The sequence below is a fragment of the Bacillus mobilis genome (genome assembly GCF_001884045.1).
Taxonomy (GTDB): Bacteria; Bacillota; Bacilli; order Bacillales; family Bacillaceae_G; genus Bacillus_A; species Bacillus_A mobilis.
Map to the genome: position 1 here is coordinate 64,606 of NZ_MACF01000046.1, position 16,122 is coordinate 80,727.

The 16,122-nt window shown below is 35.7% G+C and carries 17 protein-coding genes and 2 riboswitches; of the genes, 12 read left to right on the forward strand and 5 right to left on the reverse strand.

The window, feature by feature from the left end; all coding sequences use genetic code 11:
• Positions 1-81 precede the first annotated feature (81 nt).
• The 10 genes from phoX to glcK all read left to right on the forward strand — a co-directional run bounded on the left by phoX (position 82) and on the right by glcK (position 9,453).
• On the forward strand, positions 82-999 hold the full coding sequence (gene phoX / locus BAQ44_RS05330) for a phosphate ABC transporter substrate-binding protein PhoX (RefSeq protein ID WP_071721126.1): 918 nt from the start codon (positions 82-84) through the stop codon (positions 997-999).
• Positions 1,000-1,026: 27 nt separating this feature from the next.
• On the forward strand, positions 1,027-1,977 hold the full coding sequence (gene pstC / locus BAQ44_RS05335; protein ID WP_071721128.1) for a phosphate ABC transporter permease subunit PstC: 951 nt from the start codon (positions 1,027-1,029) through the stop codon (positions 1,975-1,977).
• Between the two features lies 1 nt (position 1,978).
• The gene (pstA, locus tag BAQ44_RS05340) at positions 1,979-2,845 is read left to right on the forward strand and encodes a phosphate ABC transporter permease PstA (RefSeq protein WP_071721130.1); all 867 of its coding nucleotides are present in this window, start codon (positions 1,979-1,981) and stop codon (positions 2,843-2,845) included.
• A gap of 28 nt (positions 2,846-2,873) precedes the next feature.
• Positions 2,874-3,689 (forward strand): phosphate ABC transporter ATP-binding protein, encoded by an 816-nt coding sequence (pstB, locus tag BAQ44_RS05345; RefSeq protein WP_000226681.1) that lies wholly within the window; start codon positions 2,874-2,876, stop codon positions 3,687-3,689.
• Positions 3,690-3,852: 163 nt separating this feature from the next.
• On the forward strand, positions 3,853-4,509 hold the full coding sequence (gene phoU / locus BAQ44_RS05350) for a phosphate signaling complex protein PhoU (protein ID WP_033656402.1): 657 nt from the start codon (positions 3,853-3,855) through the stop codon (positions 4,507-4,509).
• A 380-nt stretch (positions 4,510-4,889) separates the two neighbouring features.
• Positions 4,890-7,244, forward strand: a complete 2,355-nt coding sequence (locus BAQ44_RS05355) for a sugar phosphate nucleotidyltransferase (RefSeq protein WP_063260801.1) — start codon at positions 4,890-4,892, stop codon at positions 7,242-7,244.
• A gap of 69 nt (positions 7,245-7,313) precedes the next feature.
• The gene (gene rpmG / locus BAQ44_RS05360; RefSeq protein ID WP_001265616.1) at positions 7,314-7,463 is read left to right on the forward strand and encodes a 50S ribosomal protein L33; all 150 of its coding nucleotides are present in this window, start codon (positions 7,314-7,316) and stop codon (positions 7,461-7,463) included.
• A 104-nt stretch (positions 7,464-7,567) separates the two neighbouring features.
• The gene (locus tag BAQ44_RS05365) at positions 7,568-8,146 is read left to right on the forward strand and encodes a 5-formyltetrahydrofolate cyclo-ligase (protein ID WP_063260802.1); all 579 of its coding nucleotides are present in this window, start codon (positions 7,568-7,570) and stop codon (positions 8,144-8,146) included.
• Between the two features lie 103 nt (positions 8,147-8,249).
• Positions 8,250-8,450, forward strand: coding sequence for a YqgQ family protein (locus BAQ44_RS05370; protein WP_000253699.1), 201 nt, complete (start codon positions 8,250-8,252; stop codon positions 8,448-8,450).
• 19 nt (positions 8,451-8,469) lie between these two features.
• Complete coding sequence (glcK, locus tag BAQ44_RS05375) at positions 8,470-9,453, forward strand: glucokinase (RefSeq protein WP_071721133.1); 984 nt, start codon at positions 8,470-8,472, stop codon at positions 9,451-9,453.
• Positions 9,454-9,533: 80 nt separating this feature from the next.
• On the opposite strand, the gene BAQ44_RS05380 is transcribed toward glcK, so the two are convergent.
• On the reverse strand, positions 9,534-9,707 hold the full coding sequence (locus BAQ44_RS05380; protein ID WP_000524846.1) for a DUF2759 domain-containing protein: 174 nt from the start codon (positions 9,705-9,707) through the stop codon (positions 9,534-9,536).
• A gap of 170 nt (positions 9,708-9,877) precedes the next feature.
• On the opposite strand from BAQ44_RS05380, the gene BAQ44_RS05385 reads away from it, so the two are divergent.
• A complete protein-coding gene (locus tag BAQ44_RS05385) occupies positions 9,878-10,507 on the forward strand; it encodes an MBL fold metallo-hydrolase (RefSeq protein WP_063260804.1) in 630 nt (209 codons plus the stop codon).
• A gap of 9 nt (positions 10,508-10,516) precedes the next feature.
• Complete coding sequence (locus BAQ44_RS05390; protein WP_071721135.1) at positions 10,517-11,629, forward strand: class I SAM-dependent methyltransferase; 1,113 nt, start codon at positions 10,517-10,519, stop codon at positions 11,627-11,629.
• A gap of 144 nt (positions 11,630-11,773) precedes the next feature.
• Here the strand turns inward: BAQ44_RS05390 and BAQ44_RS05395 are convergent, their stop codons facing one another.
• The 4 genes from BAQ44_RS05395 to metI form a co-directional block, all read right to left on the reverse strand.
• Positions 11,774-12,064 carry an ArsR/SmtB family transcription factor gene (locus tag BAQ44_RS05395; RefSeq protein ID WP_000894375.1) on the reverse strand — a complete coding sequence of 97 codons (291 nt, stop codon included), beginning with the start codon at positions 12,062-12,064 and terminating at the stop codon, positions 11,774-11,776.
• Between the two features lie 433 nt (positions 12,065-12,497).
• Positions 12,498-13,010: a cysteine hydrolase family protein gene (locus BAQ44_RS05400; protein ID WP_063260806.1), complete on the reverse strand. Its 513-nt coding sequence runs from the start codon at positions 13,008-13,010 to the stop codon at positions 12,498-12,500.
• A 159-nt stretch (positions 13,011-13,169) separates the two neighbouring features.
• Positions 13,170-14,333: a cystathionine beta-lyase gene (gene metC, locus BAQ44_RS05405; RefSeq protein WP_071721137.1), complete on the reverse strand. Its 1,164-nt coding sequence runs from the start codon at positions 14,331-14,333 to the stop codon at positions 13,170-13,172.
• The gene (gene metI / locus BAQ44_RS05410) at positions 14,330-15,442 is read right to left on the reverse strand and encodes a cystathionine gamma-synthase/O-acetylhomoserine thiolyase (protein WP_071721139.1); all 1,113 of its coding nucleotides are present in this window, start codon (positions 15,440-15,442) and stop codon (positions 14,330-14,332) included. Before metI ends, metC begins: the two co-directional genes overlap by 4 nt.
• A gap of 240 nt (positions 15,443-15,682) precedes the next feature.
• Positions 15,683-15,792, reverse strand: a riboswitch (SAM riboswitch).
• Positions 15,793-15,995: 203 nt separating this feature from the next.
• Positions 15,996-16,105, forward strand: a riboswitch (SAM riboswitch).
• The last annotated feature ends 17 nt before the right edge of the window (positions 16,106-16,122 follow it).

The following is a 16,122-nucleotide window of genomic DNA, read 5'->3' on the forward strand; positions in this document are numbered from 1 at the left end:
ATTAAAACCGAATTAATAGTTTAGCAGTATTCTTATATCTGTAATCCTGTTATTTCCGGTTACTTCTAGGAGGAAGAACACGTGAAATGGATAAGTGCATCGATTAAAGTTTTCATACTGTCGACATGTTTCCTTTATGTTGGCACGTCTACTGCATTTGCTGTGAATGAAATGGGAGAAGTGAGAGTTGATGGATCCTCAACAGTTTTTCCTATTATAGAAGCGGTAGCGGAGGAATATACAAAGGTGCATCCAAACGTGAAAATTTCCATCAGTGTTTCTGGAACAGGAGGAGGATTTAATCGTTTCAGTAAAGGAGAAGTAGATATAAATAATGCTTCGAGATCAATGAAACAAGTGGAAGAAAATGAAATGAAGAAAAACTCCATTCAGTTTACACCGTTTGAAGTCGCTTACGATGGCCTTACGATCGTTGTGAGTCGCCAAAATACTTGGGTAGACAATATGACGGTAGACGAGTTACGTCTATTATGGAGTGAAGATGGAAGCGAAAAGCGATGGTCACAAATTCATTCATCATGGCCACGTGAACAGGTGAAGTTTTATGCGCCAGGTGTAGACTCTGGTACGTTTGATTATTTTCAAAATGTCATCTTACAAAATAGTCGCATTGTAAAAAAAGTCTCTTTGTCTGAAGATGATCAAGTTATTATGCAAGGGGTAATGAATGATAAAAATGCCATTGCTTTTGTAGGATATGCTTATTATATGGCCAATCGAGATAAGGTGAGAGCAATAAAAGTGAATGGTGTACTTCCGACGAAAGATACCATTCAATCAGGTAAGTATAAGCCATTATCTAGGCCGCTATTTGCTTATGTGAATGATGCATCTATCCGAAATAAAATGAATGTAGCAAATTATATTGAGTTTATGATTCAGCATGTAGGTAATCTTGCTGAAGAGGTTGGATATGTAAAATTACCAAAAGAAAAATACAATGAACAGCTGCGGATGTTAACAGAAATAAAAAGGTAATGTCAGGGTGGAAAGGGGTTTTCATCTTTGGCTCATAATGACAAAAGTCAAATTACATTTTCTGTACAACATTTGATTGAAAGAAATACAAAACAAATAAAAAAAACGCAGCGAATCAATCGAATCGTTCCATTATTACTAAAAATAATTGCTAGCGTGTCTATTGTGACGACACTAGGAATTATTTTTACATTGGCAAATGAAACATTGATGTTTTTTCAAAAAATACCATTACTCTCCTTTTTGATGGGAAAAGAATGGTTACCTTTTTTTGAAGATCCTAAATTCGGTATATTACCACTTATATGTGGAACGTTCCTTGTAACAGCAATTGCCATGCTCGTAGCAATTCCTATCGGCTTAGCGTGTGCCGTATTTTTAAGTGAATATGCTTCAAACGGTGCAAGGAAAGTATTAAAACCGATGTTAGAACTATTAGCAGGTATTCCGACAATTGTATATGGTTTTTTTGCATTAACAGTTGTCACACCGCTTTTACAACGGATTATACCAGATTTACAGTTTTTTAATGCGATCAGTCCAGGTATTGTTATTGGCTTTATGATGATACCTACAATTGCGTCTCTATCTGAAGACGCGATGAGAGCTGTAGCGAAAGGAACGAAAGAAGCTTCGTTAGCACTTGGAGCAACTCGGTTTGAGATGGTAAAACAAGTCGTGTTTCCTTCGGCTTTTACAGGGATTATGGCAGCGATCATATTAGCTGCTTCCAGAGCAATTGGTGAAACGATGATCGTTGTAATTGCAGCGGGATCCACACCGAATGTATCACTCGATCCGACACACTCTATTCAAACGCTAACAGCCTATATTGTGCAAGTGAGTTTAGGGGATGCTCCACATGGAACAATTACTTATTACAGCATGTATGCTGTAGGCGCAACTTTATTCTTATTTACTTTTATAATGAACATCATTTCGCAGTCTATTATGCGCCGCTTTAGGAGGGTGACATAATATGCGAATGTTGAATCATAAAAAAATACAAGAGAATATGGCATCACGCTTTTTAAAAGACCGAGTTTACAAATTGATATTTTATATGGCAATTTTATTTTCAATAGTAATACTGCTTATTTTACTTTTTCAAATTTTTGAAAAAGGTATAAGTTACCTTTCGTTAGATTTCTTTATAAACTTCGCTTCGCGTAATCCGAAAGAAGCTGGGATTGCTGCAGCTTTGTCAGGAACAATATTATTTATGAGTATTGTTATACCAGTCTCCTTTATATTTGGAGTCGGAACTGCTCTTTATTTAGAGCAATATGCGAAGGAATCTATATTTAAAAAGGTAATAGAAATTAATAATCAAACGTTAGCAGGAGTACCTTCCGTTGTATTTGGATTACTCGGCTTAACTATTTTTGTATATGCTCTTCATTTAGGTGAGAGTATTATTGCGGCGGCACTGACGATGAGTTTACTCGTTTTACCGACAGTTGTTGTAGCGAGTCAAGAAGCGATACGATCTGTGCCAAGTTCATTATTAGAAGCTTCTTACGGATTAGGTGCTACGAAGTGGCAAACGATGTATCAAATTGTATTGCCATATGCTTTCCCAGGAATTATAACGGGTTGTACGTTAGCGATATCAAGAGCGATTGGAGAAGCGGCACCGTTATTAGTTATCGGGGCACTTGCATTTGCAAATTATGTTCCATTTAGTATGTTTGATAGATTTACAGTTTTACCAATTCAAATTTTTAATTGGATGAGTAGGCCGCAAGAAGAATTTCAGTATGTAGCAGCTGCTGGAATGATTGTTTTATTAGGTTTGTTGCTCTTTATCAATATATTTGTCTTATGGTTACGAAATCGAAAATAAGTTGGAAATGGATGAAAGGGGAATTCAAATGGTAGCAACAGTAGTAAATGTACAGGTGAAAAACGAGGAGAAAATCGAGACTGCACCAAAGAAAGTAGTATTTGATACGAAAAACTTAAATTTATGGTACGGAGAAGACCACGCTTTAAAAGATATTAACTTAAGCATTCATGAGAATGAAGTTACAGCAATTATCGGGCCAAGTGGTTGTGGTAAATCAACGTACTTAAAAACATTAAATCGTATGGTAGAGTTAGTACCGATCGTGCGAACTACAGGTGTAATTGAATATAGAGAACGCAATATATTTGATAAATCATACCCAGTTGAAGAATTAAGAACTCATGTGGGAATGGTGTTCCAAAAGCCAAATCCATTTCCAAAATCTATTTATGAAAATGTAGCATATGGACCGAAAATTCATGGTATTCGTGATAAGAAAACATTGGATGAGATTGTTGAAAAAAGTTTACGTGGAGCAGCGATTTGGGATGAGTTAAAAGATCGTTTGCATGATAATGCATACGGTTTATCTGGTGGACAGCAACAGCGTCTATGTATCGCACGTTGTTTAGCAATTGAACCAGACGTTATTTTAATGGATGAGCCAACATCGGCACTAGATCCAATTTCAACATTAAAAGTAGAAGAATTAATTCAAGAGTTAAAGAAAGACTTTAGTATTGTTATCGTAACGCATAATATGCAACAAGCAGCACGTATTTCAGACAAAACTGCTTTCTTCTTAAGTGGAGAAGTTGTGGAGTATACAGATACAAATAAATTATTTACGACACCTTCAGATAAGCGTACAGAAGATTATATTACAGGCCGATTTGGTTGATGTCGTTGCAAGGCTAAGAGCAAATACCCTCTTAACAGAGGGTATTTCTTATTTTGCTGAGAAGGAATACTTCTCCTATTTTAAGGCTGATTACAGAGAGAAGAGGCCTTAAAATAGGAGATTTATATATATAATGGCACATAATATTGAGGGGGAAGAAACGATGGTAAGAGAACAGTTTCAGTGTGATTTAAAAACGTTACAGCAAAAGGTGATTGAGCTTGGAGAGCTAGCGAGGGAGGCTTTATTGCTTGCTATGGAAGGTCTTCATAAAAGGGATGTAGAGAAAGCGTTAGAGGTAATAGATGGTGATTATCGTATGGATAATTTAGAAGAGGAAATAAATGATCTTGCGCTTATGCTTATTACGAAGCAGCAACCTGTAGCAAGTGATTTAAGAAGGATTTTCATTTCAATTAAAACAGCGACAGATTTAGAGCGTATTGCAGATCATGCCGTTAATATTGCGAAATCAACAATTCGTCTTGGGGAAAAAGAAGTGGTTGTTAGTTTGCACAATCTTGATGAAATGTTTGCAATTGCAGATAAGATGTTACAGTTAGCATTGGAAGCATATGAGCAAGAAAATTTAACTTTTGCGAAACAAATTGCTGAAATGGATGATTCAGTTGATGAAATATATGGGAAAGCGATTCGTGAATTTATATCTTCAGTTCCAGAACAACCAGAAGCGATTACACAAATCACACAATTATCCTTTGTGGCGAGATATATCGAGCGTGTAGCAGATCATATTACAAATATTGCTGAAAATGTTTTTTATTTAGTAAAAGGAAAGCATTACTTATTAAATGAATAAAGAAAAAAAGCAGGTGAAACATCACCTGCTTTTTTTAGTCAAAACATGACAAAAAAAGCTCGTTGTTTCCTTTAGTTTATGATGATAAGATGTATCATAATATAATGGAAAAAATAGGACATATATGTTATTCATTTCATAAGTAATATTTTACCTAATTAATAGTAAGCGCTTTCTTACTGGGTGTTTAAAAGGTACATGTATATAGGGAGTTTTACTGCCTGTAAAAGCCTGAGTGGTCAGGGTTAATAATCAGTGGGAGATGCAGCAAAATCCCTACTAATTAAAGTTTCATTTTATACTGCTAGTTAATGCGGGGTAGATAATATACATATCGTATATGAAGTTACTGAACATTATATAAGTGGAGGCTGAAGTATATGAAGGGGGTTATTTTAGCTGGAGGAAAAGGACGACGCCTTAGACCATTAACATGTAATACTCCAAAGCCGATGTTGCCATTATTAGAAAAGCCAGTTTTGGAATACAATATTGAATTATTACGTCAGCATGGTATTCGTGAAATTGCAATTACTGTTCAGTATATGAGCACAGCCATTAAGCAATATTTTGGTGACGGTAGCAAATGGGGCGTCAATTTGTACTACTTTGAAGACTCTCCGCCGCTTGGAACCGCAGGGAGTATTAAACAAGCGGAAACATTTTTAGATGAAACGTTTGTTGTGATAAGTGGGGATGCGTTAACTGATTTTCAATTATCAGAAGGAATTACGTTTCATGAGCAAAAGAAAAGAATGGTAACTATGTTTGTAAAGGAAGTAGAAAATCCACTCTCATTCGGTTTAGTTGTAATGAACAAAGAACAAGAGGTTACACGATATATAGAAAAACCGAGCTGGAATGAAGTAGTCTCTAATATTGTGAATACAGGTATATATATTATGGAGCCAGAAATTTTTTCTTACATACCGCCCCAAGAATTTTTTGATTTCAGTCAAGATGTGTTTCCATTATTGGCAAATAAGAACGCATTATTTGCATATTTGTCAGAAGGCTATTGGTTAGATATCGGTACATTTGATCAATATCGCCAAGCACAATTTGATTTGTTAACGAAAAAATTGCAAGTACCTATTCCTTATACGGAAGTATTGCCGATGGTATGGATGGGAGAAGGTGTGGCGATTGGAAAAGGAACGAAAATTCACGGCCCTTCTTTTATTGGAGAAGGAGCAAAGATTGGTGCTGGAGCTGTAATTGAGCCGTACTCTATTATCGGGAAAAATAGTATTGTTTCAAGTTATTCTCATCTGCAAAAAAGTATTGTTTTTGCAAATGCGCACATTGGGCAGTATTGCGAGCTATTAGAAACGACAATAGGAGAGCATACAATGGTGGAAGATGACGTTACACTGTTTCAAAAAAGCATTGTAGCGGATCATTGTCATATAGGGAAAAGTACGGTAATTAAGCAAAAGGGGAAACTATGGCCATATAAGGCGATTGACAGCTATTCGGTAGTAGGGTCGGCTGGTGTTCAAGAAAGTGAAAAAAGTGCAGGGTGGTTGCAAAAAAGCCGCATTGTAGGAAGAGGTAATGTTGAGATCACTCCTCAATTTATTGTGAAGGTTGCGATGGCGTATGGATCTCTTTTTGCTAAAGGAGAAAGTATATTAATCGGTAGTCAAGAACATATAGAAACGACTTCTTATAAAAATCTCTTTCTTCATGCGATTCATGGTATCGGGGTTCATACGATGGAATGCAAAGAAATGAACGAGTCGCTTTTTCAGTATAGTATTCAGGATTTGCAATGTGCAGGTGGGGTTTTCATTCAAGTGGAAAATGAAAAAGAGGTTGTAATAAAGTTGTATGGTAAGGATGGGGTACAATTAACGTATAAGCAGCAAAAAGCGATAGAACAAGTATATATGTCTGAGTCGTTTTATTACGTATGTGAGAAGGAAATGGGACGGAATAAGCTAGTCCACGTTTCTTTACATGATTATATAGAGGCTGTATTAGAACGCATTGATATTGAAAAAATACAAAAACAGAAGTTTCATCTTCTTATTAATAAAAGAAATGATATGTTACAACATTTAATTATGCTCTTTTTGCAAAGGCTCGGATGCACAGTTACATGGATTTATGCAGGTGAACAAAAGGATCATGTGAAAGCCTTGATGAAATCAAGTAAAGCAAATATGGCACTTATGTTTTCGGAGCAAGGAAATTATTTCGAGTTATATGATAATCATAGTAATATTTACCAAGGTACAGATTTTGAGGAGGTAGATATTCCAGATTTATTGCTTGAATCAGCAGGAAATATTTACCCAATGTCTTTGAAATTAGGAGAATGTTACCTTCTATTTTATACGCAGGATGAAAAGAAGTCATTTCAAGCGAGATGGAAGAGAGATATTTTATATCGAATAGGAAAATTATTTGAGCTAATAGCATTGCAGGGAAAAACATTTCTCAGCATAGTAGAACAATCGCCCCCACTTTACTTACTGTGTGATGAAGTTGTATGTTCATGGAATGAAAAAGGGAAAGTAATGAGGAAATTATTAGCTGATATGGAAAGAAAAGAAGAAGGTATATTTGAAGGAGTACAGTTCAAATATACCGAAAAAGAGTGGTCTTATATCGTTTCCGACACAAAACAACCGAAATTTTTAGTGTATTCGCATGCTAGAAACCCAGTAATAGCAAGGGAAAACATGAAAAATCTTATAGAAAAAATTAGACAATATCAAAAGGTGTAGAATTTTTATTTTAAAAGTGGTATTATAGTATAGTCTGATTTAAGTTATTAGTACTGGAGGGAAATAAGAATGCGTGTGAATATTACTCTAGCATGTACAGAATGCGGAGATCGTAACTATATCTCAAAGAAAAACAAACGTAACAACGCTGAGCGTATCGAGCTTAAAAAGTATTGCAAGCGTGACAAGAAGTCTACGTTACACCGTGAAACAAAGTAAGCAGTAGGAATATTTTCCTACTGTTTCTTTTTTTATTCGATTCCTCTGTTAAAAGTGATACACTATCATCGTAGAGAAAAGTATCACTGTGAGGAGGAAAATGTGTGAGAGAAGAGAAACTACGTTTACGTAAACAAATAATAGAGCACATGAATTCTTTATCAGAAGAACGGTATACAACTTTATCAGAGCAAATTGCATTTTCGTTGTATGCGCAAAAAGAGTGGGTTGAAGCTAAAACAATCGGAATCACTCTCTCAATGGAAAATGAAGTGAATACATATCCTATTATCGAAAAAGCTTGGGAAGAGGGAAAGAACGTTGTTGTTCCGAAGTGTAATAAAGGAACACGAACAATGTCCTTCCGACAAATTAGTAATTTTGATCAATTAGAAACAGTGTATATGAATTTACGTGAACCAATTCCAGCGCTTACGGAAGAAGTTGGTGCAGATGACATTGATCTTCAAATCGTGCCGGGCGTAGCTTATACAGGGCGAGGAGAACGGATTGGATATGGCGGTGGCTATTATGATCGTTATCTCGTGCATTATAAAGGGAAAACGCTATCATTAGCTTATAGTTTTCAAATGGTGGAACATATTCCGGTAGAGCCGTTTGATAAAAATGTAGAAAAAATTATTACAGAAAAAGGAACAATGGTTAAAAATGGGCTTGTATAGACAAATAAAAATTGACGAGACTTTTTCTTCTTGATTATAATAAAATATGTGAACGTTTTCTTATTATAATTTTTTATAGTAAGTGAGCATAGAGGGTGATGAAATGGTATCTATTTATGATATTCAGCAATTGCTAAAGAAATTTGGTACGATTATTTATACGGGTGATCGAATTGCAGATTTACAATTAATGCAAGATGAATTGCGTGAATTAAATCAATCACAGCTAATCGATCCACAAGACTATCAAACAGCTTTATTTTTATTGAAGCAAGAAATTCAAAAAGAGCTAAATAAGAATTAGATAAAGGTAGGTAAGCAACATGGAAGAGAAATGGTTAGTTGGTGTTGACCTTGGTGGTACAACGATTAAATTAGCATTTATTAATGTGTACGGTGAAATTTTACATAAGTGGGAAATCCCTACGAATACAAATGAGCAAGGAAAACATATTACGCTTGATGTAGCGAAAGCTATTGATAAAAAGTTAGAAGAGTTAGGCGAATTGAAAAGCAAGTTAATCGGTATTGGTATGGGAGCTCCTGGTCCTGTACACGTGGCATCTGGAATGATTTACGAAGCGGTTAACTTAGGGTGGAAAAACTATCCGTTAAAAGATTTATTAGAGGTAGAAACAGGATTACCTGTTGTTATTGATAATGATGCAAACTTAGCAGCGCTTGGTGAAATGTGGAAAGGTGCTGGTGAAGGAGCAAAAGATTTAATTTGTATGACACTTGGCACTGGTGTTGGCGGCGGTGTAATTGCCAACGGTGAGATTGTACACGGCGTAAGCGGTGCTGCTGGTGAGATTGGACACATTACAGTCGTTACAGAAAATGCTTTCCCATGTAATTGCGGGAAGTCTGGTTGCCTAGAAACAGTAGCATCTGCAACAGGTATTGTGCGTGTTGCTATGCAAAAAATACAAGAGACTGATAAAGAGAGTATGCTACGTTCTATGTTAGCCGAAGAAGGGCGCATTACATCAAAAGATGTGTTTGAAGCACTTGGACAAGGTGACGAGCTAGCAAGCGAAGTAGTAGAAAAAGTAGCTTCTTATTTAGGATTAGCTGTAGCGAACCTTGCTAGTACGTTGAACCCAGAGAAAATTGTTATTGGTGGCGGTGTGTCTAAAGCTGGAGATGCACTATTAGAGCCAATTCAACGCTATTTCGAGCAATATGCTTTTTCACGTGCTGTAAAGAGCACGAAGTTAGCGATTGCAATACTTGGTAATGATGCAGGTGTTATCGGAGGAGCTTGGCTTGTAAAAAAGCACAAATACGAAGTGAAGATGGTATAAGTTGTGAAATATGAAAAGAGGAAGGGGAAACCCTTCCTCTTTTTGTGTGAAATCTTGATGAAGAATAAGATGTTAATGAATTAAGCTGCTGGTGGGTACCCGTTATATAGAACAGTCATGATCGTAAACCATCCGAAAACGAGTACAGTTGCAATTGCAAAGCCGCCTGCGAAAAAGTTCTTTTCACGAAGTGTTCTAAGTGTAGCAAATACAGCTAACAGAGTGACTAACGCAAAAATAATAACAAGGCCCATACAATATCCTCCTCTGTCTACCCATTCTTCAATATGAGTTTTTGGAAAATTTACTCTTTTATATTGTACATGTTTTAAAAATGATTGTCGAGATAGCATCCTTTCTTTTCCTAAGAGAAAAAAATGTTGTATCATTGAAAGTAAGTTTAATAATTGGAGGAGATTTTCATATGAAATGGATACAAATGCCGTTAGGCCCATTACAAACGAATGCTTATATTTTAACGAATGATCAAAATGAGTGTATTATCTTTGATCCTGGTCACGAAGGAGAGAAGCTCGTTACATATTTACAAGAAGAACAATTAAAGCCACTGGCTGTTTTATTAACACATGCTCACTTCGATCATATTGGCGCTGTTGATGCGGTAAGAGACGCTTTTCATATTCCTGTGTACGTACATAAAGAAGAAGCAGATTGGTTAGGCGATGCAACTGTAAATGGCTCTCAAATTTTTATGATGAATCGCAGCATTACAGCAAAACCAGCAGATCATATTATTGATGCAGAAGGTGCACTAGCAATTGGTTCATTTAATTTTGAGATTTTTGAGACGCCAGGACATTCTCCGGGCAGTATTTCTTATTACTCTAAAGAGGCGAATGCTGTATTTTCTGGAGATGTATTGTTCCAAATGAGCATCGGAAGAACAGATTTACCTGGTGGAAGTTTTGCTGAATTGATTGGAAGTATTGAAGAAAAATTATTTGTATTACCAGATGAAACAGCGGTGCTATGTGGACATGGTCCAGAAACAAGCATTGGTTTTGAAAAAGAAAATAATCCATTTTTACAGTAAGGAGTCATGATGGGGATGGAGCTCATTTTAAAAGAACGGATGGGGAAAGAGAAGGATTATTCAATTTCGTATAGTACGTATATGAACCTTGTATTGTATACAGAGGGGCATGGCTATTATATGAAAGAACGTGAAAAAATTGGAAGACAAGGGGATTTTTTTACAAGTAGCAATGTATCCTCTGTTTTTGCAAAAACCTTTGCTAAGTTTTTTATTCGTCTTATTGAAAATGGTGAAGTTGCTCCGAATATTTGTGAGATTGGTGGGGGAACAGGAAGGTTTGCCTATGATGTTTTACAAGAATGGAAGCAATTATCTCCAGAAACCTTTATTGATTTAAGTTATTCAATGATTGAAATGAGCCCTTTTCATAGAAACTTGCAGCAGGAAAATCTTTGTTCGTTTTCAAATGTGTCGTATTATACGTCGCATAGTGAAATGGGAGAATCGTTCGATGGGATTCTTTTTTCGAATGAGTTATTTGATGCATTTCCTGTTGAAGTAATTGAGAAGAGAAATGGAATGTTGTATGAGGTACGTGTTACGTACACGGAGGAAGGGAAACTTTCAGAAGTATGGAGGCCGTTACATAAAAGTATCGGTCGATACTTATTGAAATATAATATTCATCTTGCAGAAGGTCAACGTTTTGAAGTGCCAATTGCGATGGAAGAATATATAAAAGAAATTGCGAAATGGTTTCAAAAAGGTATATGTATTACAGTTGATTATGGATATACAAAAGAAGAATGGATGCATCCTGCACATCAAGAAGGAAGTTTACGAGGGTATTACGAGCATAAGCTAATCCGCAATCCTTTGGCACATCCAGGTGAAATGGATCTTACTACTCATATTCATTGGGACGAACTGAAAGAGATGTTTAGCTTGCAAGGCATGAATACAGTATGGCATAAGAAGCAGTCTGAATTTTTGTTAGCAGCAGGAATATTAGATCAGCTTACGGGTCACCAAGATAGAAATCCTTTTTCTGAAACTCAAAAACAAAATCGTGCAGTTCGTTCTATGATTTTGAGCGGAGGATTAGGGGATGCATTTGATGTTGTTATACATACGAAACATATGCAACAGTTACGCTTGGAACGGTATTTGAAAATATAAAAAAACAAGACACAGCATATTTCTGTGTCTTGTTTTTTAATACGACTTATGTAGCATCATATATTTCCTCTCATGATATATATTTATATTAAAGATATGAGATAAAAAATATAGAATACGCCCTTTTTCTCTGTTTATGAGTCCCTAACCCAATAATACGCGAACGAGTTGAATAATTGTCTCGTTTTCTACTTTGTAATAAATTTCCAATCCTTTTCTTTCACTTGAAACGATTTTAGCACTTTTTAACTTTGCTAAATGCTGTGAAATTGTAGATTGTGGCATGTTTAAGCCAGTGTACATTGTAGAAACGTTGCTTGGACCACGTTCAATTAATCCTTTTACAATACATAAGCGAACAGGATGAGCAAGTACTTTCAATAATTCTGCATTGCTTTCATATAGTTCTATTTCTTTTTGAAAGGTTTCTAACATGTTCTTTTCCACCTCCGTGTGAGCTGTTATACCATACTATACATACCAAAAAATTAAAGAAAAGAAAACAGTTGTTGCAGAAAAAAAGTCCTAAAGTAAAGAAATTGTAAGAAAAGAGACCCTGATGTAAATAAAGTAGATAAATTAGCACGGTTTTGTAAAATGACATTTTTGGGTGAAAATTTCGATGCGTTTTAAAAATTGAAAGATATAGATATATTTGTAACACAATTTTATCATGAATTTCTTATTCTTTCAAATGAATATACGAAATTTTTAAAATAATATGACAAAGGAATTATAATGTTATATATAGAATATAAAACAGGTTATAAGAAAAGAAGCTGAACGTAGTCAGCTTCTTTATGGTGAAAACGAAATGTTTGAATATAGCTGATAAATTTTAGAATTACCAAGACATTAGTTATATATTCTAGCGTTCACCTTGTATTAATTTTAAAAATCTGTGATTCCATATATTTTCATAAAAATCAATTGTATCTTTTGCAGACATAAATGCATTATTTAATGTAGAGGTTGCTTTCTGTACCATGAAGTTTTCGTATCCTAGTCCATGAGCGAATTTAATCGTAGCATCCATACAGTACTCTGTTTGGGCACCACAAAATTCAATACGATGTACAGATAATTGATCTAAAACCTCTTTTAAGTTTGTCTTATAAAATGAATTGGCATGTGTCTTTCTTACAAAAAAATCTTGTTCTTGAACATCTAAATCAGCATGAATAGCCCAAATTTCTTTTTCGGGTACTAAATCATCATCACAATGTTGAACGAAAAGAATTGGTTTATTTGATTTTCTGTATGAAGAAATTCTGGTATTCACTTTTGTAAGTAAGTTTTGTAAATCAAATAAATGTTCTTCGCTATAACATACTCCATTTTGTAAATCGATAACGATTAAAACATCTGCACAAGTATCCATTATTTTTGCCCCTTTTTTTACTTCTTAATATATCAATTAATTTATTACTTGGAAATAGATGGTTCTCTTTCGTTTTTTTTTGAACTATACGAAAAGTAAAATATACGCAACAGCATAAAAAGAAGATATGAAAATTTAATTTCATATCTTCTTTTCTCTCTATGCATTTACAGGTTCTTCTACATAAGAAAGGGCATTTTCAAAATCGGATATTAAATCGTCAACATTTTCAAGGCCGACGGATAATCGAAGTAATGAATTAGAAATCCCTCTTTCATCACGAGCTTCTTGTGATAGTGCTGCATGTGACATTTTAGCTGGGTAGGAAAGAATCGATTCGACAGCTCCTAAACTAACGGCAAAGACAGGCAATTTTACTTTTGATAAAAATTGGCGGAGTGCGTCTTCTGATTGTAAAGTGAAAGATAGGACAGCTCCGGCTGATGTAGCTTGAGATTGTTGAATATCAAATCCAAGATGTGTTTGTAAACCAGGATAATAGACATTTTGAACTTTAGCGTGCTCTTGTAAATAGTGTGCAATTTTATTGGCGTTAGCAGCCGAGTGCTCCAGACGTACATGTAATGTTTTTAGGCCACGAAGCACGAGAGAACAATCTTGAGGACCTAAAATAGCGCCGAATGCATTTTGTAAAAATCCAAGTTTTTGGGCGAGTTCGGTATCTTTTACAACTGCTAATCCGGCAGTAACATCACTATGACCAGCAATGAATTTTGTGGCACTATGAAGAACGACGTCGGCACCAAGATCAAGTGGTTTCTGGAATAGTGGTGTCAAAAATGTATTATCAACAAAAGTAAGGGCATTAATAGATTTTGCAAGTTTAGAAACAGCACGAATATCTGTCACTTTTAAAAGTGGATTAGAAGGTGTTTCCACATAAAAGAGTTTTGTATTTGGCTTAATGTTTTGCTTTATTTCTTCTAAATTGGTCATATCAACAAATGTATGTGAAACACCGTAACGGGAGAGAACTTCAGTTATAATTCGATAAGTGCCTCCATATACGTCTTCTGAAATGAGTACGTGATCACCTTGTGAAAGAAGGAGGAATGCAGTAGAAATCGCTGCAATTCCCGATGCGAAGGCAAATCCTTTTGTTCCGCCTTCCAATAAAGCAATGATATCTTCAAGAGCTTCACGTGTTGGATTACCAGATCGGCTATAGTCATATTTCCCGAACGTATCTACATCAAATTGGTGAAATGTTGATGTGTTATAGATGGGAACGTTAACAGCTCCTGTTTGCGAGTCATGTTTATATTGGTTGTGCAGTAAGAGTGTATCTATAGAATAACTCATATTCTTACACCTTCTTTTACAAGTTTAATGGCTTGCTTTAAGTCTTGAATTAAATCGTTACTATTTTCGATGCCAACAGAAAATCGAAGAAGACGATTGCATACACCGTTTGCTGTTCTGATTTCTTCAGGAATATCAGCGTGTGTTTGCGTTGCTGGATATGTCATTAAACTTTCAACACCACCAAGACTCTCAGCGAATGTAATTAAGGATAAAGATTGTAAGAATGGATTAATCCATGTTTCATCTTTCAGGCGAAATGAAATCATGCCGCCTCTTCCAGGATAAAATACATCTGTCACCCCGTCTTCATCATTTAAATAAGCAACAACTGCTTTTGCATTTTCTTCATGTTGTCTCATACGAAGCGCTAACGTTTTCATACCACGAATTAATAGCCATGAGTCAAATGGGCTTAAGACCGCACCAGAGGCATTATGATAATGAGCGATTTCCTCACAAAGTTCCTTTCCTTTTGCAACGATAAGTCCGCTTAGTACATCGTTATGCCCACCTAAATATTTCGTTGCACTATGCAGTACAATGTCAGCACCTTCTGTTAATGGCTGCTGTATATAAGGCGTGTAGAATGTGTTGTCTACAATAAGGAGTAGTCCGTGTCTTTTTGCTACAGTTGCGACAGCGGCAATATCAGTAACTTGCATTAATGGATTAGTCGGAGTTTCTATGAAAATAGCTTTCGTTTCAGTTGTGATGGCTTTCTCAATTTGTTTAATAGATTGTGTATTTACGTATCTACATCGAACATTCCACTTCTTTTCGTGCTCAGAAAATAATCGATAAGTGCCCCCGTATAAATCTTCAGACACAATAAGTTCGTCTCCAGAACGGAATAGCGAAAGGACGAGAAGAACAGCCGCCATTCCGGAGCTACAGGCATAACCTTGTTCGCCGTACTCTAAGTCTGCGATTGCCTGTTCTAAAAGACCGCGAGTTGGATTTCCAGTTCGTGAATAGTCAAAACCAGTAGATTTACCAATTCCTTCGTGACGATAAGCAGTTGAGAAATAAACAGGCGGATTAACAGTTCCTGTTGTAGTTTCGCTCCGGTTTCCGATTTGTGCTAGTTTTGTTTCAATAGTTGACATGTAAAAATTCCTCCTTTTTAAATTAACAATTAAGTGAATGTAAAGTGAAACTTTAATCAGTGAGGGATTCATCCCCCACTGATTATTAGTTGAACCAATCGGGCTTTAACGGGCAGTCGATTCCCACTTAACTTCTTTGCTCCAGCTGAATCTTGAGTTGGGAATCTTACTGCCCGTTAATGCGGGGTAAAATAAAAAAAGCCTTCTAAGAAGAAGGCTTTCGGTTTGAATAGAGTCTTCTTCTCATCTGTCAAATCTTTCACAATTTGCTGGAATTAGCACCTTATTAACAAATGTTAATGGTTGCTGAGGCGTCATAGGGCCAGTCCCTCTACCTCTCTAGATAAGAATGTTCGTATGAAATTTTATTATGTTTTTAACTTTACAACAAAAGATAATTGAATTGCAACTTTATTTTAAATAATTTTTATTTTTCCGCAAGTGTCATTGACTTTTGTATTTGTGCATGCTAAATTTATTAAAAAATTAACAAACATTGTTAAAAGGGGAACGCATTTCCTTTTAGCTACATAAATAAAATAATAAAGACAAACTCTTATTGAGAGCGGTGGAGGGAAAGGCCCTGTGAAACCCGGCAACCTTCAAACGAAATGTTTGAAACGGTGCTAATACCTGCAAAACGAATGTTTTGCATAATAAGAGGAGGATTAATTATGTCC

Excerpts from the sequence above, each read along its gene's own strand:
- glcK (WP_071721133.1), top strand. The coding sequence starts at position 8,470 with ATGGAAGAGAAATGGTTAGTTGGTGTTGACCTTGGTGGTACAACGATT.
- rpmG (WP_001265616.1), top strand. The coding sequence starts at position 7,314 with ATGCGTGTGAATATTACTCTAGCATGTACAGAATGCGGAGATCGTAAC.
- BAQ44_RS05385 (WP_063260804.1), top strand. The coding sequence starts at position 9,878 with ATGAAATGGATACAAATGCCGTTAGGCCCATTACAAACGAATGCTTAT.
- BAQ44_RS05390 (WP_071721135.1), top strand. The coding sequence starts at position 10,517 with ATGGGGATGGAGCTCATTTTAAAAGAACGGATGGGGAAAGAGAAGGAT.
- BAQ44_RS05380 (WP_000524846.1), bottom strand. The coding sequence starts at position 9,707 with ATGGGCCTTGTTATTATTTTTGCGTTAGTCACTCTGTTAGCTGTATTT.
- BAQ44_RS05395 (WP_000894375.1), bottom strand. The coding sequence starts at position 12,064 with ATGTTAGAAACCTTTCAAAAAGAAATAGAACTATATGAAAGCAATGCA.
- metC (WP_071721137.1), bottom strand. The coding sequence starts at position 14,333 with ATGAGTTATTCTATAGATACACTCTTACTGCACAACCAATATAAACAT.
- BAQ44_RS05400 (WP_063260806.1), bottom strand. The coding sequence starts at position 13,010 with ATGGATACTTGTGCAGATGTTTTAATCGTTATCGATTTACAAAATGGA.
- BAQ44_RS05355 (WP_063260801.1), top strand. The coding sequence starts at position 4,890 with ATGAAGGGGGTTATTTTAGCTGGAGGAAAAGGACGACGCCTTAGACCA.
- metI (WP_071721139.1), bottom strand. The coding sequence starts at position 15,442 with ATGTCAACTATTGAAACAAAACTAGCACAAATCGGAAACCGGAGCGAA.
- phoU (WP_033656402.1), top strand. The coding sequence starts at position 3,853 with ATGGTAAGAGAACAGTTTCAGTGTGATTTAAAAACGTTACAGCAAAAG.
- BAQ44_RS05370 (WP_000253699.1), top strand. The coding sequence starts at position 8,250 with ATGGTATCTATTTATGATATTCAGCAATTGCTAAAGAAATTTGGTACG.
- pstA (WP_071721130.1), top strand. The coding sequence starts at position 1,979 with ATGCGAATGTTGAATCATAAAAAAATACAAGAGAATATGGCATCACGC.
- pstB (WP_000226681.1), top strand. The coding sequence starts at position 2,874 with ATGGTAGCAACAGTAGTAAATGTACAGGTGAAAAACGAGGAGAAAATC.